Origin of the sequence: Phenylobacterium sp. (assembly GCF_030679875.1) — a bacterium.
In the GTDB taxonomy this organism is placed as follows: domain Bacteria; phylum Pseudomonadota; class Alphaproteobacteria; order Caulobacterales; family Caulobacteraceae; genus Phenylobacterium.
Map to the genome: position 1 here is coordinate 84,205 of NZ_JAUXSP010000015.1, position 23,411 is coordinate 107,615.

Below are 23,411 nucleotides of genomic sequence, written 5' to 3' on the forward strand. Positions count from 1 at the left end.
GAATGTAATACTGGAAGGGGCGCGCCGAGGCGGCGTGGCCACGGATGGAAGGGGAGTCCGAATGAAGTGGGTCAACGGATTACGCGCCTTGGCGATTGCTGCGGTGGGCAGCCTGGCTTTGACGGCGTGCGGTCAGAACGCCGAGGAGACGGCCAAGGGGCCGGACGCGGTCGAGGAGTTCACCATCGGCTGGACCATCTATGCCGGCTGGATGCCGTGGCCCTACGCCGAACAGGCGGGCATCGTTAAAAAGTGGTCGGACAAGTACGGCGTCAACATCAAGCTCGTACAGGTCAATGACTATGTGGAGTCCCTGAACCAGTACACGGCCGGCACCCTGGACGGCGTGACCTCGACCAATATGGACGCCCTGACCATTCCCGCCGCCGCCGGCAAGGACACCACGGTGGTGATCGTCGGCGACTATTCCAACGGCAATGACGGCATCATTCTGAAGAACGGATCGACCCTGGCCGACATCAAGGGCCGCTCGGTCAACCTCGTCGAGAATTCGGTCTCGCACTATCTCCTGGCCCGCGGGCTGGAGAGCGCCGGCCTGGCCATGAGCGACGTCTCGGTGGTGAATACGTCAGATGCTGACATGGTCGCCGCCTTCACCGCCCCCCAGACCACGGCTGTCGTGCCCTGGAACCCGCAGCTGGCCGAGATCAAGAAGCAGCCCGGCGCGGTGGAGGTGTTCAACTCCACCCAGATTCCCGGCGAAATCCTCGACATGATGATCGTGTCCACCGAGGTGCTGGCCGCCAATCCAAACCTGGGCAAGGCCCTGGCCGGCATCTGGTACGAGACCATGGCCCTGATGAGCGCCGACACCCCTGAGGGCCAGGCCGCCCGCGAAGCCATGGCGCAGATCTCGGGTACGGACCTGGCCGGCTATGAAGGCCAGCTCGAAACGACCTTCATGTACTACACCCCCCAGGACGCTCTGGCCGCGATGATGGGGTCAGACATCGTCGCAGCCAATGACAAGGTCCGGCAGTTCAGCTTCCAGGCCGGGCTGTTTGGTCAGGGCGCCCGATCGGTGGACGATATCGGCATCAGCTTCCCGGGCGACCGTATCCTGGGCAACGGCGAGAACGTCATGCTGCGCTTCGATCCGACCTATACCCAGATGGCGGTGGACGGCGCCCTCTAGCGCCCCGCTCGCTCGCGTACCCCTGATCGAGGTGACCGCCCCATGCGCCGATTGCTGAACGCCAGGCCGCGTGGCGGCGGTCGCCTCCTTCTGGGCCTATTGCCGATCGCCATCCTGGTTCTGCTCTACCTGGTGGCGTCCCAGGCCCGCCATGCGGAAAATCCCCGCGACAAGATCCTGCCGACACCCGCGGCCATGGCCGAGTCGATGCAGATCATGGCCCTACAAAGAGACCCCAGGACGGGCGAAATCCCCCTGGTGGCCGACACCAAGGCCAGCCTCACCCGGCTGGGAATCGCCGTCGGCGCCGCAGCGGCCACCACCCTTGTGCTAGGGCTCTCCATCGGCCTGCTGCCCTATGCCCGGGCAGGTCTTGGCCCCCTGGTGGCCACCATCTCTGTCATCCCGCCCATTGCGGTCCTGCCCATATTGTTCATCGTCTTTGGCTTGGGCGAGACGTCCAAGATCGTGCTGATCTTCGTCGGCATCGCCCCCTTCATGGTCCGCGACCTGGCCTCCCATGTGGCGGCCATACCCGAGGAGCAGATCGTCAAGGCCCAGACGCTGGGGGCGTCCACCTGGCTGGTGGCCCTGCAGGTCGCCCTGCCCCAGGCCATGCCGCGGCTGATCGACAGCGTGCGCTTCTCGCTCGGTCCCGCCTGGGTGTTCCTGATCTCGGCTGAAGCCATCGCCTCGGATGTGGGCCTCGGCTACCGCATCTTCCTCGTTCGCCGCTACCTGGCCATGGACATCATCCTGCCCTACGTCGCCTGGATCTCGCTGCTGGCGGTGATCATCGACCTTGCGCTGCTGACCTGGAGCCGCACCGCCTTCCGCTGGGCCCATGCGCCGGGAGGCCGTCGATGACCCCGGTTCTGTCGTTTCGTAACGTCTGGGTCGAATACGGCGACCACGTGGTCCTGGAAAAGGTTAGCCTGGACGTGGCGCCTGGCGCCTTCGTCTCAATTGTCGGACCGTCAGGCGCCGGCAAGAGCACCTTCCTGCGCCTGGCGCTCGGTCAGGAGGCGCCCAGCCGCGGGGAGATCCTGCTGGACGGCGCCCCCATTCCAGCTGAGCCCGGTCCGGACCGCGGTGTGGTCTTCCAGCGCTACTCGGTCTTCCCGCACATGACCGTGCTGCAGAATGTGATGTTCGGCGCCCGCTGCGACCAGGCGCCGCTGACGGGCCTACTGATCGGATCGGCGCGACGGAAAGCCAAGGCCGAGGCCATGGCCATCCTGGATCAGGTCGGTCTGGCGGCGTCGGTAAAGGTCTTCCCCCGGGCGCTGTCGGGCGGCATGCAACAGCGCCTGGCCATCGCCCAGGCCCTGATCACCCGGCCACGCATCCTGCTGCTGGACGAGCCCTTCGGCGCCCTCGATCCCGGCGTGCGGCTGGACATGCACGAGTTGATCACCGGCCTGTGGCGCGAGCATGGGCTCACCATCCTGATGGTCACCCACGACATCAAGGAAGCCTTCAAGCTGGGCACCCGGGTGATCGCCGTGGACAAGCGCCGCCACGATCCTCATGCGCCACACCGCTATGGCTCCACGGCGGTTTATGACTTCCCGCTGGACGATAAGATGAAGACCGCGATCCCCAAGGAGATCGCGGCTCTGACCGGTGCAACTGAAGCCTGATTCAGGCCAGGCTGGCGATATAGGCGCGCCAGCCACCCAGATGGGTGATGTCCGTGGCGCCGGCGAGCGCCCGGGGCTCGGCGACGAAGCCCTTGACCGTGGTTCCGTCCTCCAGGCTCACCGTGCCAATGGCAAGCGGCGCCGGCACCTCGGCGGTGAAGCTGCCGAAGCCCGCCAGGTCCAGCTCGTAGACCTCGACTTCGATGGCGGCGCCCTCGTCATCACCCACATGGATCAAGGCGGGTTTGGGCGGCGTGGTCTCGGCCATGGCGTAGAGCCTGTAGGCGCTGGCCGTCCTGGTGCGAGCCACCAGCCGTGCGTCGCGCGAGGTCAGCTGCCAGTGGAGCGGCATGCCGGCCAGGTGGGCGCCGACGACGCTCAGTTTGACAGTCTGGGGCTTGCCGGTGGTGTCGAGCTCAGGGGCGGCGGGCATGGGATGGATCTCCTCATAGCGACGGGCGAGGTCCAGCAGGGCGGCGTCAGCCCAGGCCGGACCGATCAGGGTGACGCCAAAGCCCGTACCGTTGTCCCGATAGCCGGCGGGCACGGCGATGGCGCTCATGTCGAGCAGGTTCACGAAGTTGGTGTAGAGGCCAAGATTGGCGTTGAGCGCGAAGGGCTCGGCCAGCACTTCGCTGATCCGGTAGATGGTCGGCGCTGTCGGCAGCAGCAGGACGTCGATGCTCTCCCAGAGCGCCTGCGCGTCGCGCGCGTGATCCTGCAAGGCGTAGAGACCCTTGAAAGTCTCGACCCCTGAGACTCCAAAACCCGTCTGGACGATGGCCCGCACCACCGGATGGACGGCGCTGGGCCGGGTCCGCAACAAGTCCTCGAGGGCGGCGGTGCGTTCGGCGACCCAGGGGCCGGCATAGAGCAGCTGGGCGGCCTCCAGCAGGGGGGCGATGTCCACCTCCACCAGGGTCGCGCCAGTGGCCGCCAGCCGGGCGATAGCCTGGTCGTAGAGGCGCTCCGAGGCCCCGTCGCCCATATAGTTGAGCTGATCCAGTCGTGGCACGCCCATGCGGAAGGCTGGTCCCAGGGCCGGCGCGGCCGGGCCCTGCTCTCGGGAATAGGGATCAGCTCCGTCGAAGCCTGCGGCGACGGAGTCCACCAGGGCCGCGTCGGTCGCTGTTGCGGTGAAGACCGTGATGCAGTCCAGCGACCGGCAGGCCGGCACCAGGCCGGAGGTGCTCCAACTTCCCTTGGTGGGTTTGAGGCCGACCAGGCCGTTGAAGGCGGCCGGCACCCGGCCAGACCCCGCCGTGTCAGTGCCCAGGGCGAAGGCCACCAGGCCCGCGCCGACCGCGACGGCGCTGCCCGAGCTGGATCCGCCGCTCACATAGTCGCGGTTGAACACGCAGCCGGGAACGCCATAGGGCGTGCGGCTGCCCACCAGGCCCGTAGCGAACTGATCGAGATTGGTCTTGCCCATCAACACGGCCCCGGCCGCCTGCAGCCGGGCCACGACTGTGGCGGTCTCGTCCGGGACATAGGCGTAGGCGGGGCAGGCCGCGGTGGTCGGCAGGCCAGCCACATCGATATTGTCCTTCACCGCGAACGGGACGCCGGCCAGGGGCAGGTCTTCTCCAGCCGCGACCCTGGCGTCGACCCTTTGGGCGGCGTCCAGCACGTCAGAGGCTTTTGACTTTTCAATCCAGGCTTGAGGCTGGACCTCGTCATAGGCGCCGATCCGCGTCAGGCTTTCCTGAGCCACGTCTTCTGCGGTTCGGCGGCCCGACCGGACCTCGGCGGCGATGGCGGCGACGGACAGGCGTTCCATGGGCGTCCTCGGGTCAAGCCGGTTCGACAGCGATCATCGGCGCGCCGGGCGCGATAGCCTGGCGTTCCTGGGCATAGACCTGGCGGACAATGCCGGCGCTGGGGCTCGTCACATCGCACTCGGTCTTCATGGCCTCGATGATGGCGATGACGGCGCCCTTCTCGACCCGGTCGCCGGGCTGGACCAGCATCTTCCAGACGCTGCCGCCCAGGGGCGCCTCGACGAGCTCGGCGCCCTCGGGCACGACGATCTCCTCGGCCTCGGCCACATCGTCGGCGGCGCTGGCCAGGGCCTCCACCCGGGCGAACTCGCCGCGGCGCTCCCACTCGGCGCGTTCGGCGTCGAAGGCGGCCTCGCGGGTGGTCTGGAAGTCCTCGATGCTGGCGGCGTTCTCGGCCAGGAAGCGGCGATAGTCCGACAGGCGGAAGGTCTCATGGTCGATCCGGATCTCCCGCCGACCCAGGGGGAAGTCGCGCCGCCACTCGGTCAGCGCCTCGTGACTGACGGGGAAGAACCTAATCTGGTCGAAGAAGCGCAGTAGCCAGGGCTTGCCCTCGGTGAAGGCGTTCGTCTGACGATAGGTGTTCCACACCTGGATGGTGCGGCCAAAGAGCTGGTAGCCGCCCGGCCCCTCCATCCCATAGACGCACATATAGGCGCCGCCGATGCCGACGACGTTAGGCGGCGTCCAGGTGCGGGCGGGATTGTACTTGGTGGTCACCAGCCGGTGGCGCGGGTCGATCGGCGTGGCCACAGGCGCGCCCAGATAGACGTCCCCCAGGCCCATCACCAGATAGCGGGCGTCGAAGACGATGCGGTGGACATCATCTTCGCTGGCCAGGCCGTTGATCCGCCGGATGAACTCGATGTTGTCCGGGCACCAGGGGGCGTCGTCCCGGACCGAGGCCATGTACTTGTCGATGGTCTCGTAGATCGCCGGGTCCTTCCACGAGAGCGGCAGATGAACCACGCGGGACGGAATCTCGAAGTCATCAAGCCCGCCCAGGCGATCTTCGGCGTCATTCAGCGCACGCAGCAACTCGACCTGCGACAGGACCCGGCTGTCGTAGTGGACCTGCAGCGACCGGATGCCAGGGGTGATGTCGATGACGCCGGGCAGCGCCATGGTCTTCAGTTCCAGCATCAGCGCGTGGATGCGCAGACGCAGTTCCAGGTCGAGCACGATGGGGCCGTATTCCACCAGCAGGTGGCGATCCCCCTGGCGGCGATAGACTACGCGGGGCCGATGGCCTTCGGCCTCGATGACACCGAGGATCGGGCTGTCGCTGGACAGGACGGCGGGCGCGGGGACCGGCTGGGGCGCGGGCAAGGCGGCCCCGGCGATCAGGACGTCTTGCGCCTTCTCCGCCGCCACGGCCTCCTCATCGCTGACCACCTGGAAGGTCACGGTGTCGCCGGGCGCGAGCTGGCCGATCTTCCAGAGATCGGCCTGGATGGTCACGAAGGGGCAGACAAAGCCGCCCAGGGACGGCCCATCCGGCCCCAGAATGATCGGCATGTCGCCGGTGAAGTCCACCGCGCCGATGGCGTAGGCGTTGTCGTGGATGTTGGAGGGGTGAAGTCCCGCCTCGCCGCCATCGCGGCGGGCCCATTGCGGCTTCGGTCCGATCAGCCGCACGCCGGTGCGATTGGAGTTGTAATGCGCCTTCCACGGGGCGCTGGCGATCATCGCCACATCATCCTCGGTGAAGAAGTCTGGCGCGCCATGGGGGCCTGCCAGCACGCGGACCGTCCAGGCCTTGGAAAGCGACGGCTGCTGGTCCGGCGCCAACACCGCCCGCGGCGGGCCGACCAGGCCATCGCCAACCCGCAGGACATCGCCGGCGGCCAGGGTGCGGCCGGCATGACCGCCGAAGCCGCCCAGGGTGAAGCTCGCCCTGCTGCCCAGATAGGCCGGCACGTCCAGTCCGCCGCGGACCAGAAGATAGGCCCGCAAACCCGCCCCCTTCACCCGCCCGAGTTTCAGGGTCTGGCCGGCGAAGACCTGGAACGGGACATAAGGCTCGATCGGCGCGCCATCCAGGCTCGCCTCCAGCGCCGCGCCGGCCAGGCAGACCGAGGCGGTGCGGTTGAACAACAGGGTGGGGCCAAGGGCGGTGATTTCCAGCCCCGCGGCGGTCTCCATATTGCCCAGCAGGGCGTTGCCCAGCCGGAAGGCGAGCGCATCCATCGGGCCGGACGGCGGCACGCCCACGTCCCAGTAGCCCTGGCGGCCAGGATAGTCCTGCACGGTGGTCGCCGGGCCGCCACTCAGTACACGGATTGTCTGAGGTTCGAAGGTGATGTCGGCCAGGGCGCGGGTCGAGACCTGGCCGGTGACGAAGGCCTCGCTGCGGGCGACCTGGCGCAGCCATTCCAGATTGGTCTCCAACCCCGCCAGGCGCGTGTCATCCAACGCCTTCTGGAGCGCCGCAACAGCCTGCGCCCGGTCAGGGGCGGTGACGATCAGCTTGGCCAGCAGCGGGTCGTAGAAGGCGCTGACCTCGGTCCCGTCCACCACCCAGGAGTCTGCGCGGACGCCCTCGGGGAAATGCACCTGCGTCAGAACCCCGGAGCTTGGCCGATAGTCCTGGCCCGGGTCCTCGGCATAGAGGCGGGCCTGGATCGAGGCGCCGCGAGGGGCGGCCTCGAAGCCATCGAGGAACCCGTAGTCGCTGGCCGCGCCGCGGATCATCCAGGCCACCAGATCGACGCCGGTGACCTGTTCGGTCACCCCATGCTCCACCTGCAGGCGGGTATTGACCTCCAGGAAGAAGAAATCGTCGCGCTCGGCGTCGTAAAGGAACTCCACAGTACCGGCCGAGCGGTAGCGGGCCGCGGAGGTCAGGCGCACGGCGGCCTCAATCAGCGCTGCGCGGGTGGCGGATGGCAGATGCGGGGCCGGTGTCTCCTCAATGACCTTCTGGTTGCGCCGCTGAAGGGAGCAATCCCGCTCGCCCAGAGCGACCACATGACCCTGGCCATCACCGAAGACCTGCACCTCGATGTGTCGAGCCTGGCGGACGTAGCGCTCGAGGAAGACCCCCCCGTCGGAGAAGTTGCTGCCGGCCAGCCGGGTCACGGCGGCGAAGGCCTCGGCCACGGCGGCCTCGTCCTCGCAAACCCGCATGCCGATACCGCCGCCGCCAGCGGTCGCCTTCAGGATCACCGGGAAGCCGATTGTTCTGGCCGCCTCTAGCGCCACCGTCGCGTCGGTCAACAGGTCTGTGCCGGGCGCCAGCGGCACGCCCTGGGCCTGGGCCAGGTCGCGGGCCGTATGCTTGAGGCCAAAGGCGCGGATATTGTCCGGCGTCGGACCGATGAAGGCGATCCCGGCCGCCTCGCAAGCCTCGGCGAAGGCCACGTTCTCGCTCAGGAAGCCATATCCGGGGTGAATGGCCTGCGCCCCCGTAGCCCGGGCGGCGGCCAGTATGGCCTCGACGTCCAGATAGGACTGAGCGGCGGGCGCCGGCCCGATCCGCACCGCCTCATCGGCTTGGCTGACATGCAGGGAGCCGGCGTCGGCGTCGGAGAACACCGCCACCGAGGCCACGCCCATATCCTTGAGCGTGCGCAGGATGCGGCAGGCGATGGCGCCGCGATTAGCGACGAGAACCTTGGTGAACACTGAACTGCCCCTGCTCAGGCGGCGATAATCATGCGCACCGGCGTCGGATTGAAGCCGTTGCAGGGATTGTTGATCTGCGGACAGTTGGAGACCACCGCCACCAGATCCATCTCGGCGCGGATATCCACGAACAGACCCGGCGCCGAAATGCCGTCCACGATGCCGAGCGCGCCATCAGCCTCCACCGGCACGTTCATGAACCAGTTGATGTTGGAGACCATGTCGCGCTTGCCCCGCCCATGCCGGGCGTTGGCCTGCAGGAAGTTCTCGACACAGGCATGCTGGCCCTTGGTGTGGTGGCCATAGCGCAGGGTGTTGCTCTCGCAGGAGCAGGCCCCGCCGATGGTGTCGTGATAGGCCACCGAAGTGCCCAACACCGTGGCCATCGGATTTCCCTCGTTCGACAGCAGCACCGAACCCGTGCGCAGGAAGATGTTGCCCTGGGCGGCGATGGTGTCCTGGGCGCTGTAGCGCTCGGCGTCGTCGGCGAGCGCATACATCAAAAAATCCACGGCCTGGTTACCCTCCAGGTCAATGATCCGCAGCACCTCGCCCTTGCGCACCACATGATCCCAGGGGGCGAGGGCGGGCACGATCTCGTCATGCAGGACGGGGCCAGGCAGTCCTTCCAGGGCTTTATCGGTCATGGCGGCGCCCTCTAGCGACGGAAGTAGTTTTCGACGTTCAGGAAGGCGCGTAGGCCCTCCGGCGTCGCGTTGCGGATCAGATCATCGTGCGGCGTCACCGGCCCGCGCCAGGCGCTGACCCGTAGTGGCGTGACGCTGTAGTCGGACCGGGGGTCGCGGACGTGGGGGCAGTTGGCCAGAACCACGATCACGTCCATCTCGGCCCGCAGGGTCAGGCTGCGACCAGGGGGATAGGGACCGACGTGGGTCTCCACCGCGCCGTCGGGACCGATCTTCGCGCCCTTGAACCAGTTGATGCAGGGGTGGATGTCCTTGCGGCCGAGACCGAACTTGGCCAGCGCCAGGGAGAAGCGGTCGCGCGCGTTGGGATGCGGCCCCCAATTGTCCCCGGTCCCGTAGAGGCGGGCGTTGGAGGCGGCGTTGGACGCCCCACAGAAGGCGTCATGAGTTTCCGCGCCGTCCTCCAGAAGGCTCATCATCGCCCGCCCCATGTCGGAGAGCAGCAGGCGGCCTTGGCCCAGATAGGCGTTCCACTGCACCTTGACCGTGTCGGCGACATTCAGCCGCTCCACTGGATTTTCGGCGTTGAACACCAGCATGGAGGCGCAGGCGTCGCCCTGAAGGTCGGTCAGGCGCAGCCGTGCGCCGCGGTTCAGGCGCTTGGCGCCGTAGCCCCCTGCGCCGATCGTCTCCTCCCAGAGCATGTCGTCGGCCGCCACCCCTGTCGGCAGGTCACGAGCCTCGCTTGGCGGCAAGATCGGCATGGTCTCGATGCGGGTCGCGCCTTGGGCGCGGGCATGGGCCTGGGCGCTCTTGGGATCGGCGGTGGACGCGGCGCTCATGCCGCGCCTCCGGCCTGGGCGGCCTTGCCCCCACGCCCATGGGCGTGCAGCGGCGGCAACAGGGCGCGCGTGGTCACCAGGCGGATTTGATGCACGCCACGGATCCGGCGCAGCTCGTCGCACAGCATGTGCAGGCGCTCCGAAGGGCCCTGCACCAGCAGGACCTCCAGGGACTGGTCATCCTCCAGGAAGACGTGCTGCGAGGAGATGACCTCTTTCAGGAACGACCCTTGCGCCTGGGCGAGCGCCTGTCGAACCCGCCCGCTCTCGGCCCGGTAGATCAGGGTGATGGTGCCGGCCAGGATGGCGCCGTCCCGGCCCTCGCTATGCTCGGCCAGTTCGTGGCGAATCAATTCAGCGATCATCTGCGAGCGGCTGGGCAGATCACGCTCGGCCACCATCGCATCGAGCTGGGCCAGGAGCTCGGCGGGCAGGCTGACGCTGAGGCGGGCGAGCTGGGAAATCGGTTCCACGGTCATGAGGTGATCTTGGCTCCGTTATTACGTTCGTCAATTTTCGTAATACCGATTGCGCGGGCGGTCCAGGCCCCGCCTGCGACATGGGCGCCCCGGCCGCAGCGGCGCCTAGCCGTTGGGCGCCGACCTTCCCCCTAGCCGGTCGCCCAAGGCGTCGGCGTCGTTGGCCTTGTTCGACGGCTTCGCCAGGATCAGTGGGGCGAGAGTGATTGGCGCAGGCCGATAACCTCCCTACCCTGCGCTGAACCGCCGCCGTAGCGCGGCATAGTGATCAAGAGAGTCGCATGACCGATTCGCCGCCGACGAGCCCCGCCGCCGCCGAGGCGCCCGCCAGACGCACGTTTGTCCAGCGCTGGTGGTTTGACGTCGTCCTGTGGAAGCGCATCCTGTTGGCCCTCGTCCTGGGGGTGATCGCTGGGCTGCTGCTGGGCGAACAGGCCAACGCCATCAAATGGATTGGCGACCTCTTCGTTCGCCTGATCCGCATGATCGTCGTGCCCCTGGTCTTCGTCTCCATTGTCGCGGGCGTGGCCGGCATGGGTGACCCCAAACGGCTGGGATCCATCGGCGGAAAGACCATCTTCCTCTACCTGCTGACGACCGCCATCGCCGTCGGCGTCGGCATGGCCATGGGACTCCTCTTTGGACCAGGCCAGGGCGTTAACTTCCAGGGCGTCATTCCAGAGGCCGTCGGCACAGCGCCGCCGGTCCGTGATCAGCTGCTGGGCATCGTCCCGCTCAATCCGATCCAGGCCCTCGCCAGCGGCGATATCCTGGCGGTGATCTTCTTCTCATTCCTGGTGGGGGCGGCGATCCTGGCCCTAGGGGAGAAGGCCGACCCGATACGCAAGCTGTTCGACGCCGGCGTGGACGTGATCCTCTACATCACCCGCCTGGTGATGGAGGTGGCGCCTTTCGGCGTGTTCGCTCTGATGGCCTGGGTCATGGGAACAGCGGGCCTTAGCGTCTTCTACAATATCTTCCTGATGGCTGCGGCCCTCCTGCTCGGCTGCATCCTGCATATCCTGCTGGTGCACGGCGGCATGCTTCGCCTGCTGGCCGGCCTGCCCATCTGGCCGTTTTTCCGCGACATTCCCGACGCGGTGATGGTCGCCTTCTCGACCTCTTCCAGCGCGGCGACCCTCCCGGTCTCCATGCGCGTAGCTGAAAAGAACCTTGGGGTCAGCCACACCGTGGCCTCGACCGCCCTGCCCCTGGGGACCACCGTCTCTATGGACGGCACAGCCCTCTATATCGGCCTTCTCGCCATGTTCACCGCTCAGGCCTTCGGCATTGAGCTGACTCTCTCCCAGTACTTTCTGGTCGGCCTGACCACGATCCTGGTCTCTGTGGGCACCGCCCCCATCCCGTCGGCCTCGCTGTTCATGCTGGCCGCCGTGCTGACCACCATGGGCGTCTCGCCCGAGCAGACCGCCCTGGTGGTCGGCTTCGTCCTGCCATTTGACCGCCTGCTCGACATGACCCGAACCGTCGCCAATGTCACATCTGACCTCGCAGTGGCCGTGACCGTCGCCAAGTGGGAAGGCGAGTTGGATGAGGAGTCCTATCGCGCCAAGCCTGTCGAGTGAGGGTTCAATGTCTTAGGGCCTTGCGACCGCGCGGTTCATGAACGAACTAGGGTCCCATGCCTGCTGTCACGCCTGAACTCTTCCTGCTCGTCACGGGCCTCCTGCTTCTGACGACGGTTCTGGCCGGCACACTCTCCAGCCGCTTCGGGGTGCCCGCCCTGATCGGCTTCCTGGCCCTGGGCATGCTGGCCGGCTCCGATGGGCCTGGCGGCATCGGGTTCGCCGACTATCAGGTCGCCCAGACCATCGGCGTGGCCTGCCTGATCTTCATTCTGTTTTCCGGGGGGCTCGACACCCCCTGGAAGGCGGTGCGGCCTGTCCTGACCCCGGCCCTCTGTCTGGCTACGATCGGCGTGGTGATCAGCGCTGGCATCGTCAGCCTGACCGCCATCCTGCTGTTGGATTTCAGCCTGCTGCAGGGGTTCCTGCTGGGCAGCGTCGTGGCCTCCACCGACGCGGCGGCCGTGTTCGCAGTGCTACGGAACCAGGAAACCAAGCTTCGCGACGACGTCCTGGCCCTGATCGAACTGGAGAGCGGCTCCAACGATCCCATGGCCATCTTTCTCGTCGGGGTCGCCCTGGCGATGATCGCGGTTCCCACCACTCCCCTGCTAAGCTTCGTTCCGGACTTCCTGCTGCAGATGATCCTGGGGGCCATGATTGGCCTCGCCATAGGCTACGCCTTCACCGTGGTCCTCGCCCGCGCCAAGCTCCGGCAGGGCGGCCTCTTTCTGGTGGTGTCGGTGGCCGCCGCCCTGCTGGCCTTCGGCCTGGCTGGGGTCCTGACCGGAAGCGGATTCCTGGCGGCCTATGTGGCGGGCGTTCTGGCGGGCAATCGCGACTATCCGGGGCGCCGGGCGGTGTCCCAGTTCCAGGATGGCCTGGCCTGGCTCGCCCAGGTGGTGATGTTCCTGACCCTTGGACTGGTGGTCTTCCCCCATCAGTTGCCGGGCGTCGCCTTCGAGGGCCTGGCCATCACCGCGGTCCTCATGCTGGTCGCCCGCCCAGCCAGCGTCTTCATCAGCCTCGCCCCGTTCCGTCAGTTCGACTGGCGGGCTAAGCTGTTCATCTCCTGGGCTGGCCTGCGCGGGGCGGTGCCCATCGTGCTGGCCACCTTTGGCATCGTGGCGGGGGTGGAGGACGCCCAGGCGATGTTCAACATCGTCTTCTTCGTCGTGCTGGCTTCCAGCGTCATCCAGGGACCCACCATCGGCTTGCTGGCCAAGCGGCTGGGCCTGGATCGTAAGACCACGGCCAAGGCGGGGAGCTCAGTCCCGCCCGGGGTTCCTCCCCCCGTGAGGATCGAGGAGACTTCCCTATGAGCCCTCGCCAGGCGCTCTCCCGGCTGATCGAGACGTCCCGCAAGATCGTCGTCTTCACCGGGGCGGGCATCTCCACGGAATCGGGCATCCCCGACTTCCGCAGCCCTGGCGGCGTGTGGAGCAAGATGAAGCCCATCTACTTCCAGGACTTCGTCGCCAGCGAGGCGCAGCGTCGGGAGGCATGGACCCGCGCCTTTACGGGCCGCGCAGGCTGGACGGGGCGTGAGCCCAATGCCGGCCATCACGCCGTCGCTCGACTGGTGAAACAGGGCCAGGTTGAGGCGGTCATCACCCAGAACGTGGACAATCTGCATCAGGCTTCCGGTGTTCCCGATGAGCGGATTATCGAACTGCACGGCAACGCCAGCTACGCCACCTGCCTGGCCTGCGGCCTTCGCCATGAACTGCCTCAACTGAAGCACGAGTTCGAGGCGACGGGCGACATTCCCACCTGCCGCGAATGCGGCGAACTGGTGAAGACCGCCACCATATCGTTTGGCCAGCCCATGCCAGAGGCGGAGATGAGACGCGCGACGGCCGCGACGCTGGCCTGCGACCTCTTCCTGGTGCTGGGCTCGTCTCTGGTGGTCTATCCGGCGGCGGAGTTTCCGCTGCTGGCCAAGCGGCGGGGCGCAGCCCTGGCCATCGTCAACCGTGAGCCGACGGACCAGGACGAAGCCGCCGACCTCGTCGTCCATGACGAGATCGGGCCCACGCTCAGCGAGATTGTCCCGAGCGACAGCTGAGAGCGGTCAAGCCTTCGCGCTCGGCCGGGCCTTGACCCGCTCGAACCAGGCCGGGAGATGCTGGGCTTCAGCTGGCAGGGGCTGGCCCACCTGGGCCCCAAAGGCCAGGAAGCAGAACAACAGAATGTCGGCCAGGGTGAAGCGGTCCCCGCAGACATAGTCGCGGTCGACCATCAGTCCGTCGAGCCAGAGAACCTTGTCCCGGGCGATGGCCTTGAGGTCATCGGCCGCCTCAGGCCGCACCAGGCGGAAGCGCGGCTCGAACAGCGGCCGACCCTCGGCGGCGCGGAAGCCGCCCGTCAGGGGCTCGACGATGTTCAGGTCGATCCGGCGGGTCCACATGCGGGTCTCCGCCCTTTCCTCCGCCGTGGTCCCGATCAAGGCCGGCTCAGGCACCATCTCCTCTAGGTACTCGCAGATGGCGGTGATCTCGCAGACGACCGTCCCGTCATCCAGTTCCAGCGCCGGCATCTGACCTGCCACATTGACCTTGTGGGCATAGGGCGGCTGGCGGTTTTCCCCCTTCATCAGGTCAACCTGCTGCTGCGGAATATCCAGGCCCTTCTCGGCCATGAACATGCGCACCACATGCGGATTGGGTCCGACGGAATTGTAGAACTTCATGGCGGCCTCCCGGCTTTTTCTCGTCCGGAGACGAGTTGACGGGATTCCCCTCGCGTCAGGTCAAGCCTCTTGCGGACAGGAGGCCGATGGATCGTCCTCGGCGCAGGCCTCATTCATGCGGGCGAAGTGATCACCGGGGTCCAGGCGCGCAAGCGTCGGCGCAGGGGCGGGCCTGGACCTCGTCGTCACCTCGGCGCCCTCGGTCAGGGTCCGATGGACGGGGCACTTCTCGGCGATCTCAATGATCCGCGCGGTCTGGTCAGCGTCGAGGTCGCCCTCCAGGCCGATCTCACGGACGAACCGGTCCTTGGTGGTGGCTGTGCGCGCCTCATGGGTCACCTCGACACTGACCTTGTCCAGAGACCAGCCTTTGCGGTCGGCATAGAGGCGGCAGGTCATGGCGGTGCAGGCGCCCAGCGCTGCGCCCAGCAGATCGTAGGGGCTTGGGCCTGAGTCGAGGCCGCCCACATCGATGGGCTCGTCGGCCAGGAAGCGCGAAGGGCCCGCCCGCACAGAGACCTGGAACTTGCCGACGCCGGTCTCCTCGACCCTGACGGCCTCGCTGGAGGCCTCAGCCGTGGCCTCTGGCGCTGTCAGATAGCGCGCCGCCCAGGCGGCGATGACGGCGGCGGCATAGTCGGAATCGGCCTTGCCGGTCAGCAAGTGGTCGGCGTCGTCCAGGGAGATGAAGCTCTTGGGATGGCGGGCGGCGACAAATATCTCGGTCGCATTGTCGATGCCCACCACCTCGTCCCGGGGCGCGTGCAGGATCAGCAGGGCGCGCTTGAGCTGAGCGATCCGCTTGGCCTGGTCCTGCTCAGCCAGGTCGGCGATGAAGCCGGCGCCCAGTTCGAACCGGCGGCCGGCGATCTCCACCGGAACCGGACCCTCGGCCGTGGCGAGCGCGCCTTCGACATGGCGCAGCACATGCTCTGCCGAGGCTGGCGCATTGATCACCGCCACGGCGCGCACCGTCGGGCACTGGCCCACGGCGGCCAGGACCGCGGCGCCGCCGAAGCTGTGCCCGACAAGCACCTGCACCTCGTGGCCGGCGGCGTTCATCGCCTCGACGGCGCTGACCACATCGGCCACGTCGCTGGACAGACCCGCGCCGAAGTCCCCCTCGCTTTCCCCCAGCCCGGTGAAATCAAAGCGCAGGACCCCGAACCCCTTGTCGGCCAGGGCGCGGCTGATCCGGACCGCCGCCAGCGCCCGCTTGTCGCACGTGAAGCAGTGGGCGAAGACCACATAGGCGCGCGCCGGGCTCGCCCCCGTTTCAAGCACGCCAGAAAGACGTCGCCCGGCCGCATTCTCGAAATCGAAATCCATGCTGGCCATGGGAGTCTCCATTCATGCAGGCCCCGGAAGTCTGGGCCACTGGGGCGACGGCTCCAGCCTGTGAGCCCAGCAAACGGCCAGGATCAGACCGGCGTTCCGCCGCCCCTGGCGCCCATCAGGCGCCGAGCTGGTCCATCAGATATTCAGCCGACGACACCCGGAATTCGCCCGGCTCTTCGATGTTCAGGGATTTTACGACCCCGTCCTCAATGACCATGGAATAGCGTTGCGAGCGTTCGCCCATGCCGAATTTGGTCGCATCCATGGTCAGACCCACGGCGCGGGTGAAGTCGCCGCTGCCATCGGCCAGCATCACGATGTCGTCGCCGACGGCTTGGGACTCGCCCCAGGCCTTCATGACAAAGGCGTCGTTGACTGAGAGACAGGCGATCATGTCGACGCCCTGGGCCTTCATAGACTCAGCCTTGTCCACATAGCCCGGCAGGTGGCGCGCCGAGCAGGTCGGGGTGAAGGCGCCGGGAACGGCGAACAGGGCGACCTTCTTGCCCTTGAAGAGGTCATCGGTTGTGACGGGCTTGGGGCCGTCGAGGGTCGCCTGGGTGAGGGTGACGCTGGGCAGCTTGTCGCCGGTTTTGATGGTCATGGCCGTGCTCCGCAATGGGTCGCCAGGATGGGCGCAAGGCCAGCAAATAGCGCATTGCTCACCCCCTTCAACCTTCCTGCGTCGACTGTGTCTTGAAAGCGCCGCGTTCAGTCTCAAACTAGGGGGATGGGCGCCATTGATCAGACCAAGCCGACCGGGACCTATCTCTCAGGAAAATTGCTGATCGCCATGCCAGGCATCGGCGATCCCCGGTTTGAGCGCGCGGTCGTGCTGGTCTGCGCCCACGATGAAGAGCACGCCATGGGGCTGACCGTGAACCGGCCGGTGGACGGGCTCATGCTCGCCGATCTGCTTGAGCGGCTGGACATCGCGGCCGCGTCTGAGACCGCCTCGGGTCTCGACGACCCGATACTGATCGGCGGGCCGGTGGAGCGTGAGCGCGGATTTGTGCTGCACACCGCCGACTATCGCAGCGAGAACAGCCTGCCCGTGGGCGAGGACCTGGCCCTGACCGCCACCCGTGAGGTGCTGGAGATCCTGGCCCATGGCGAGGGCCCCCGTCGCAGCGTGATGGCCCTGGGCTATGCCGGCTGGGGCGCCGGCCAGCTGGAGCAGGAGCTTCGCGACAATGTCTGGCTGACCTGTGCGGCTGACGAGGCCCTGTTGTTCGGCGACGACCATGACCACAAGTGGTCCCAGGCCCTGGCCAAGCTGGGGATCGATCCTGGCCTGCTCTCGGCGGTGGCCGGACAGGCCTGAGCGCCCCGCGCGGGGCTCAGCCCCGGGCCTTCACCGGAGCCGCGCCGTCCACATAGCTTTCGTTCAGATAGACCTCGGCCTCCTGCGGCGACAGGGCCGGCGCATAGCCGAACCCCTGCCCATAGTCGCAGCCCAGGGCCAGGAGCTGGCGGGCCATGCCGGCGTTCTCGACACCTTCGGCGACCACTTCGAGGTCAAGATCCTGACCCAGCTTGACCACCGAGGAGACAATCTTGGCCGAGCCCGCATCGGTGGCCATGGTTCGGACGAAGTAGCGGTCGATCTTGAGCGTGTCGAAGGGCAGTCGCGTCAGATAGGACAAGGACGAAAATCCCGTGCCGAAGTCGTCCAGGGCCAGCGCCGCCCCGGCTTGGCGCAGATCGCGCAGGATGATGGCCGCCCGGTCCGGGTCACGCATGACGTCGCCCTCGGTCACCTCCAGCTTCAGGGCGCCAGCGGGCAGGCCGGTCTCGCGCAGGATACGGACCACATTGGCGATCAGGTCAGGATGATCGATTTCACCTGTCGACAGATTGACCGCGACGGTCAGTTCGCCAGCCGCCCGGTGATTGCGCCGCCACACCGCCAGCTGACTGGCGGCCTCGCGCATCATCAGCGAACCCAGGGCGCTCATCAGGCCCATTTCCTCGCAGAGCGGCAGGAACTGGTCGGGCATCAGCAGGCCGCGTCTCGGGTGACGCCAGCGCACCAGGGCCTCAAAGCCCGACAGGGCGCCCGTCGATAGCCGCACGATCGGCTGATAGAAGGCGGTCAGCTCGCCTCGGCCAATGGCGCCGCGCAGATCGCCCTCGAGGGCCAGACGCGAGAGTCCGTCACTTTCCAGGGCCCGGCCATAGGCCGCCGCCCCGCCACGGCCGCCGGTCTTGGCCGCCTCGACGGCCAGTTCAGCCCGCCGCAACAGTTCAGCCGCCTCCGGCGCCTCATCCCCGCCCCGGGCGCGGACCGCGCCGACCGAAAGGGTGGGGTGGATGTCGAAGCCCGCGACCCTCAGAGGCCGCTCCAAGGCGCTGCGCAGCACCTCGCTGGCGGGTATCTCGCCCACTCTGGCCAGCACGCTGAATTCGTCTTCTCCGACCCGCGATAGCAGGGCGCCCGGGGGGAAGGCCGCCGCAAGACGTGACCCCAGGGCCGCGAGCACCAGATCGGCGCGCTCATGGCCCAAGGCCTCATTCAGGCGGCGCAGGCGGTCGAGATCGGCGACCACCAGCTCGTAGTCGCCGGCGATCTGAAGGCGCTCGCGGGCCCGGAGGATAAAGCTCTTCCGGTCGAGCAGGCCGGTGAGGTTGTCCAGGTCGGAGGCGGCGAATTTGGTTTCGGCGGCGACGACGCCGGCGGCGCGGACACCATCCTCGAGCCATACGCCTCGCCAGATGCAAACCCCACCGCCGCGCATGCGCAGGCGAACGGCGATCTCGGTTCCGGGCTCCTGAACCCGCAAGACCTCTTCAGCCCTGGCCCGGTCCTGCGGAAGGGCGAGGGCGCGGATGGCGGCCGACGAGCACTCTGGCGCGAGGGGTCCGAGGCCCAGGGCCCGCGAGGCGCCCGTCAGACGCAGACAGTCGCGCTCAGGCTCCCAGTGCCAGAGAGCCACGTCGGCCGCGCCCAGCGCTTCCAGCGTGCTCGTGGCGTCCCATATCCAACGATCGCTCGCCATGGCCTCTCGGGGGCCGGCGCAGGCCGCCGGCTAAACAGAAACAGTCACCTCCGGCCCCTCGTCCCGAGAACGGGGCGTGGTCATGCCGAACAGGACATGATCTCGCCAAACGCCGTTAATTTTCAGATAAGCCTTGGCGAACCCTTCCTCCTCGAACCCCGCCTTGGCCAACAAACTGCGGGACGCAGCGTTATGCGGCAGGCAGGCTGCCTCCAGCCTGTGGAGGCCCAAGGTGTTGAAGGCGAAGGTGTTCAGAGCCCGCGCGGCCGCCAGGGTGAGGCCGCGCCGGGTGAAGGGCTGACCGCACCAGTAGCCCACCGTCCCCATCTGGGCGACGCCCCGTCGGATATTGGACAGGGTGATGCCGCCGGTCAGGGCGCCATCGGACTCCTGAAACACCAGGAAGCTGTAGGCCACGCCCGCCTCGCGGTCGCGGGCATAGGCCGCCAGTCGGCGACGGAAGGCCACTCGGGTAAGGTCATCCGCGGGCCAGGTTGGCTCCCAGGGCTGCAGGAAGGCCCGCGAAGCGGCCCGCAGGTCGCGCCATTCCCCATAGTCGGCGGCGCGGGGCGGGCGAAGGAAGACCCCCGCTCCATCCACGCGCAAGCCCCCCTCCAGGGCGATCCAGTCCAGTAAGGCCATGATGCGATTGCGGCTCCGATTGCCCCGTCCGTCAAGTCGAAGGACCGCGAAGACGCCGTAAAACCCCCTCAAGCCCGCGGACTATCCCCTAACTCGCCAGGGTGGGCTGGTGGTTCCTGCCGCGGCCGGTCAGCCGAACATCGTCTCGGTAAAGGCCCTCGCCGCGCCGGTCGCCTGCCGGGGCCCGAGCACCGAGATGGCGGCCCTTCGGCTGTTGCAAAGGTCCGCCCCCAGGCGGGCCAGATCATCAAGGCTTACCGCCTCGATCCCCGCAGCGATTTCCGCCGGCGGCAGGGGGCGGTCAAACAGAAGGAGCTGTGCGGCGGTCTGCTCGGCCCGGGCCAGCGGCGATTCCCGCATCATGAACATCGCCCCCTTGATCTGGGCCTTGGCGCGGGCGAGTTCAGCGGCGGTTACAGATCCCCCCAGCCCCGCGATCTGCTCGGCGGCCACCTTGGCCAGCTCCACTGCATCCTTGGCCGCGCAGCCCGCGAAAACCCCGAGCACGCCCTGGTCGGCATAGGTCTCGCTGTAGGCGTCGACGGCGTAGGCCAGGCCGCGCTTCTCGCGCGCCTCCTGGAAGAGGCGCGAGGCCATGCCACCTCCCAGGATCTCGGCGAACAGGCGCAGGACGAAATAGTCGGGATGGCTGACCCCCACCGTGGGCAACAGGAAGACCAGGTTGGCCTGCTCCAGGCGCTTGGTCTCTACGGCCTGTCCTCCGGTGAACTGCGCGTCCGGGGCGCAGGCGGCCTCGACCGGCGCTGTGGCCCCGCCGAAGTCCCGCTCCGCCAGGTCCAGCAGTTCGGCCTCATCGACCGCGCCGGCCGCGCTCACCACCAGGGTTGTCGGGTCATAGAGCTGACGGCGCCAATCGGCCAGGCTGTCAGGCGCGGCGGTCGCGATCGACTCTACCGTCCCGAGGATCGAGCGGCCCAGCGGCTGCCCCCCATAGGCGGCGGCCTGGGCCATTTCGAACACCAGGTCATCGGGGGTGTCAGCAGCCTCGGCGATCTCCTGGCCCACAACCTGCTTCTCGCGGGCGAGGTCGTGGGGATCGAGACGAGGGGCCAGGACCAGATCGGCCAGGACCGCCGAACCAAGCCGAAGGCCGCCGGCGAGGCAACGGACCTGGAAGCTGGTCCGCTCATAGCCCGTGGCCGCGTTGATCTGACCGCCCTGCGCTTCGATCGCCTCGACGATCTCCATGGCTGAGCGGTCGCCGGCGCCCTTGAAGACCATGTGCTCAAGCAGATGAGACCAGCCAGACCTGCCTTGATCCTCAAACCGCGCGCCGCGGCCGGCCACCACGCACAGGGCCGTGGTCTCGAGGCCGGGAATGGGGTCGCAGACGACCCGTACGCCATTGGCCAGGCGATGAACCGAGGCCAAGCCCTAGCTCTCGGCGAAGGCGCGGACGCAGGCCTTGATGGCCTCCGCGTCGGCCGGCAGCCGGTCAAAACGTTCCGGTCGATCCGCCAGGCTCTGGGTCCAGCGCGGGAGATCCGGCGTCACCGAGGTCGCCGCGGCCACAGCTTCAGGGAACTTGGCGGCGTGGGCGGTGGACAGAACAATCACCGGCCCAGCCAGATCACCGGCCCGGCGCAGGGCGGCGACGCCGACGGCGGTGTGGGGATCGATCAGCTCGCCGGTTTCATTCAGCGTCGCCAGCATGGTGCGGCGGGTCTCATCCTCACTGACCGCCACCCCGGTGAACAGCTCGGCCATATAGGCCTGGGCCTGCGGTGGGATGTCGATATGGCCGGCCTCGCCAAAGGCGGTGAAGGCGCGGGCGGTCTCGACCGATTCACGGCGGACCGCCTCGAAGTAGAGCCGCTCGAAGTTGGACGCCGACTGAATATCCATGGCCGGACTCTGGGTCGCGGTCACCTCGCCCCGGGCGTAGCGGCCATCCTGGAAGGCGCGGGCCAGGATGTCGTTGGAATTGGTCGCCACCACGATGCGCGCGATGGGCAGCCCCATCTTGTGGGCGACATAGCCGGCGAAGGCGTCACCGAAATTGCCCGACGGGACGCAGTAGGACACCGGACGTTCAGGGGCCCCGACAGCCACGGCGGTGGTGAAGTAGTAGACGCTTTGGGCCACGATCCGCGCGAAGTTGATCGAGTTGACCCCGGTGAGATCCACGGCCTGACGCAGGCTCTTGTCCTGGAAGGCCGCCTTCACGATGGCCTGACAGTCGTCGAAGGTGCCCTGGACCGCCACGCAACGGATATTGTCCTCCGTCGCGGTGGTCATGAAGCGGCGCTGAACCTCTGAAATCCGACCTTCAGGAAACAGGGCGCAGACCCGCACATGGGCTCGCCCGCGGAAGGCCTCGACGGCCGCGCCGCCGGTGTCGCCGGAGGTCGCGCACAGAATGGTCTGGGTGCGGTTCTGGCCGGTCAGCACATGCTCATAGAGGCGGGCCAGCAACTGCATGGCCACGTCCTTGAACGCCAGGCTCGGCCCATGGAACAGTTCGGCCACAAAGGCGTCAGGGCTGATCTGCACCAGGGGGACGACAGCGGCGTGGGCGAAGGTGGCGTAGGCTTCCTCGCACATGGCGTTCACCGCCTCGCGGGGGATTTCCTCCCCGGCGAAGCGGGCGAGAACCTCGGCCGCCACATGCGCATAAGGCTTGCCGCGAAACGCCGCGATCTCGGCCGTCGTGAAGCTGGGCCAGGAGTCCGGCACATAGAGCCCGCCGTCGGGGGCGAGCCCGGCCAGCACCGCGTCCACAAAGCCAACCGCCGGGGCCTGGCCCCGGGTGGAGACATACCGCATCAACTTTTCCATCTGCGCCTGAGAACGGCGACATAGACGGCGATCAGGGCGCCGGCAAGGCCGAACCAGGTGAGGGCATATTCCAGATGGCGGTTGGCGATCTCGCCCGGCAGCGGGGTCGGCTCAAGGGCTGGGAAGGCTGGATTGCTCGCGGTTTCCGCCAGAAGGAACACCGGCGCCGGAGCCACAACGCCGAGCGTCTCGGCCATGGCGCCCACATCGCGGGAGTACCAGACATTGGTGTCAGGGCGATTGTCCGGGGTGACGAAGTTGGCCGGATCAGGATTGCGCAACAGGCCGATGACCTCCACCGGACCGGTCCCATCGGCGACCACCGGCGGTCGCTCAGTGACCGTATCGGGGACAAAGCCGCGGTCGACCAGCAGGGTCTGGTAGTCGCCCCCAGCGACGGGGCACGCTGAGATCAGCCTTTGCCCCGCCTGCCCGTCCTTGATGGCGTAGAGCTGGAGGAAGGGCGCGGTGTCGAGCCCAGGACAGGTCAGGTTCACCCGATAGAAGCCCAGGTCCTCCCCGCCCGCGGCCAGGGCCAGGATCTCGCCTGCGGGCCGCGGCGCAGCCTCAGCCCGGGTCTCAATCTGCGCCAGAAGCTCGGACTTCCACGCCATGCGCTGCATCTGCCAGACCCCGAGCGCGATCAGGATGGCGAGCGAGATCAGAGTCGCGAGCGTGAGACCGAGGGGAATATTGCGAGGCCGGGCAGGTTCAGTCATCGGATCTGGCCTCGCCCGCTCGATTGATGAACTGGGCGGCGAGCATGACGCCTTTCAGGGGACGCAGCAGGCCGACAGACACGATCACCGTCAGCGGCAACCAGAGCATCAAGTGGAGCCAGATCGGCGGGGTGAAGGCCAGTTCCACATAGAGGGCGGCGAAGGCCACCATGAAGCCGGCGATGAGGATCACGAACACCGCGGGCCCGTCCCCGGAATCGGCCTTTCCGAGATCATAGCCGCAGGCGGCGCACTGGGGCGCGACCTTCAGGAAACCCGCGAAGAGCGGGCCTTCACCACAGTGGGGGCACTGGCCGATCAGGCCCCGCACCAGAGGATTTTCGACCCGCACCGGCTAGGGCCTTCCCGGCTGAACGATCAGCGTCGGAACGAGCGTAGCGGACGGATGGGAGAGCCCGGCGCGGCAGGAGCGTGACACCCCGTGACGGACCGGGCCCATA

General features: G+C 67.5%; 21 protein-coding genes. 7 read left to right on the top strand and 14 right to left on the bottom strand.

The features are described 5' to 3' along the window. Positions 1–61 precede the first annotated feature (61 nt). From Q8K84_RS08485 to Q8K84_RS08495, 3 genes are read left to right on the top strand one after another with little or no spacing between them, the layout of a single operon-like run. Positions 62–1,156 carry a putative urea ABC transporter substrate-binding protein gene (locus Q8K84_RS08485; protein WP_305282176.1) on the top strand — a complete coding sequence of 365 codons (1,095 nt, stop codon included), beginning with the start codon at positions 62–64 and terminating at the stop codon, positions 1,154–1,156. A gap of 42 nt (positions 1,157–1,198) precedes the next feature. Next, the gene (locus Q8K84_RS08490) at positions 1,199–2,023 is read left to right on the top strand and encodes an ABC transporter permease (RefSeq protein WP_305282177.1); all 825 of its coding nucleotides are present in this window, start codon (positions 1,199–1,201) and stop codon (positions 2,021–2,023) included. Next, positions 2,020–2,799, top strand: coding sequence for an ABC transporter ATP-binding protein (locus Q8K84_RS08495; protein WP_305282178.1), 780 nt, complete (start codon positions 2,020–2,022; stop codon positions 2,797–2,799). The genes Q8K84_RS08490 and Q8K84_RS08495 overlap by 4 nt, the downstream gene beginning before the upstream one ends. Position 2,800: 1 nt before the next feature. Here Q8K84_RS08495 and atzF read toward each other — a convergent pair whose 3' ends face one another. Genes atzF through Q8K84_RS08520 form a run of 5 tightly spaced genes read right to left on the bottom strand, consistent with a single transcriptional unit; the run spans position 2,801 to position 10,175 of the window. After that, on the bottom strand, positions 2,801–4,579 hold the full coding sequence (atzF, locus tag Q8K84_RS08500) for an allophanate hydrolase (protein ID WP_305282179.1): 1,779 nt from the start codon (positions 4,577–4,579) through the stop codon (positions 2,801–2,803). A gap of 13 nt (positions 4,580–4,592) precedes the next feature. Beyond that, on the bottom strand, positions 4,593–8,207 hold the full coding sequence (gene uca / locus Q8K84_RS08505) for an urea carboxylase (RefSeq protein WP_305282180.1): 3,615 nt from the start codon (positions 8,205–8,207) through the stop codon (positions 4,593–4,595). A 14-nt stretch (positions 8,208–8,221) separates the two neighbouring features. Next, positions 8,222–8,854: an urea amidolyase associated protein UAAP2 gene (locus Q8K84_RS08510; RefSeq protein WP_305282181.1), complete on the bottom strand. Its 633-nt coding sequence runs from the start codon at positions 8,852–8,854 to the stop codon at positions 8,222–8,224. A gap of 11 nt (positions 8,855–8,865) precedes the next feature. Further along, positions 8,866–9,696 (bottom strand): urea amidolyase associated protein UAAP1, encoded by an 831-nt coding sequence (locus Q8K84_RS08515; RefSeq protein ID WP_305282182.1) that lies wholly within the window; start codon positions 9,694–9,696, stop codon positions 8,866–8,868. After that, the gene (locus tag Q8K84_RS08520; protein WP_305282183.1) at positions 9,693–10,175 is read right to left on the bottom strand and encodes a CopG family ribbon-helix-helix protein; all 483 of its coding nucleotides are present in this window, start codon (positions 10,173–10,175) and stop codon (positions 9,693–9,695) included. The genes Q8K84_RS08515 and Q8K84_RS08520 overlap by 4 nt, the downstream gene beginning before the upstream one ends. A gap of 281 nt (positions 10,176–10,456) precedes the next feature. Between Q8K84_RS08520 and Q8K84_RS08525 the strand changes: the two genes are divergently transcribed. The 3 genes from Q8K84_RS08525 to Q8K84_RS08535 are packed head-to-tail and all read left to right on the top strand — an operon-like array spanning position 10,457 to position 13,829. Continuing rightward, complete coding sequence (locus Q8K84_RS08525) at positions 10,457–11,761, top strand: dicarboxylate/amino acid:cation symporter (protein WP_305282184.1); 1,305 nt, start codon at positions 10,457–10,459, stop codon at positions 11,759–11,761. 56 nt (positions 11,762–11,817) lie between these two features. Next, on the top strand, positions 11,818–13,083 hold the full coding sequence (locus Q8K84_RS08530; RefSeq protein WP_305282185.1) for a potassium/proton antiporter: 1,266 nt from the start codon (positions 11,818–11,820) through the stop codon (positions 13,081–13,083). Next, entirely contained in the window at positions 13,080–13,829 is a 750-nt protein-coding gene (locus Q8K84_RS08535; protein ID WP_305282187.1) for a Sir2 family NAD-dependent protein deacetylase, read from the top strand. Before Q8K84_RS08530 ends, Q8K84_RS08535 begins: the two co-directional genes overlap by 4 nt. Positions 13,830–13,835: 6 nt before the next feature. On the opposite strand, the gene Q8K84_RS08540 is transcribed toward Q8K84_RS08535, so the two are convergent. The 3 genes from Q8K84_RS08540 to Q8K84_RS08550 form a co-directional block, all read right to left on the bottom strand. Then, entirely contained in the window at positions 13,836–14,453 is a 618-nt protein-coding gene (locus Q8K84_RS08540) for a glutathione S-transferase family protein (RefSeq protein ID WP_305282188.1), read from the bottom strand. Positions 14,454–14,513: 60 nt separating this feature from the next. Beyond that, complete coding sequence (locus tag Q8K84_RS08545) at positions 14,514–15,791, bottom strand: bifunctional alpha/beta hydrolase/OsmC family protein (RefSeq protein ID WP_305282190.1); 1,278 nt, start codon at positions 15,789–15,791, stop codon at positions 14,514–14,516. A 115-nt stretch (positions 15,792–15,906) separates the two neighbouring features. Then, positions 15,907–16,395, bottom strand: a complete 489-nt coding sequence (locus Q8K84_RS08550; RefSeq protein WP_305282191.1) for a peroxiredoxin — start codon at positions 16,393–16,395, stop codon at positions 15,907–15,909. Between the two features lie 126 nt (positions 16,396–16,521). Here Q8K84_RS08550 and Q8K84_RS08555 point away from each other — a divergent pair, with 126 nt between their 5' ends. Further along, positions 16,522–17,115, top strand: a complete 594-nt coding sequence (locus tag Q8K84_RS08555; protein WP_305282192.1) for a YqgE/AlgH family protein — start codon at positions 16,522–16,524, stop codon at positions 17,113–17,115. 16 nt (positions 17,116–17,131) lie between these two features. Here the strand turns inward: Q8K84_RS08555 and Q8K84_RS08560 are convergent, their stop codons facing one another. The 6 genes from Q8K84_RS08560 to Q8K84_RS08585 form a co-directional block, all read right to left on the bottom strand. Then, complete coding sequence (locus Q8K84_RS08560) at positions 17,132–18,790, bottom strand: bifunctional diguanylate cyclase/phosphodiesterase (protein WP_305282193.1); 1,659 nt, start codon at positions 18,788–18,790, stop codon at positions 17,132–17,134. A gap of 30 nt (positions 18,791–18,820) precedes the next feature. Then, positions 18,821–19,432, bottom strand: a complete 612-nt coding sequence (locus tag Q8K84_RS08565) for a GNAT family N-acetyltransferase (RefSeq protein ID WP_305282194.1) — start codon at positions 19,430–19,432, stop codon at positions 18,821–18,823. A 129-nt stretch (positions 19,433–19,561) separates the two neighbouring features. Beyond that, on the bottom strand, positions 19,562–20,824 hold the full coding sequence (locus Q8K84_RS08570; RefSeq protein WP_305282195.1) for a pitrilysin family protein: 1,263 nt from the start codon (positions 20,822–20,824) through the stop codon (positions 19,562–19,564). Positions 20,825–20,827: 3 nt separating this feature from the next. Further along, positions 20,828–22,219, bottom strand: a complete 1,392-nt coding sequence (thrC, locus tag Q8K84_RS08575; RefSeq protein WP_305282196.1) for a threonine synthase — start codon at positions 22,217–22,219, stop codon at positions 20,828–20,830. Then, positions 22,219–22,950: an SURF1 family protein gene (locus Q8K84_RS08580; protein WP_305282197.1), complete on the bottom strand. Its 732-nt coding sequence runs from the start codon at positions 22,948–22,950 to the stop codon at positions 22,219–22,221. Before Q8K84_RS08580 ends, thrC begins: the two co-directional genes overlap by 1 nt. After that, positions 22,943–23,302 carry a DUF983 domain-containing protein gene (locus tag Q8K84_RS08585; protein ID WP_305282198.1) on the bottom strand — a complete coding sequence of 120 codons (360 nt, stop codon included), beginning with the start codon at positions 23,300–23,302 and terminating at the stop codon, positions 22,943–22,945. Before Q8K84_RS08585 ends, Q8K84_RS08580 begins: the two co-directional genes overlap by 8 nt. Positions 23,303–23,411: the final 109 nt, after the last annotated feature.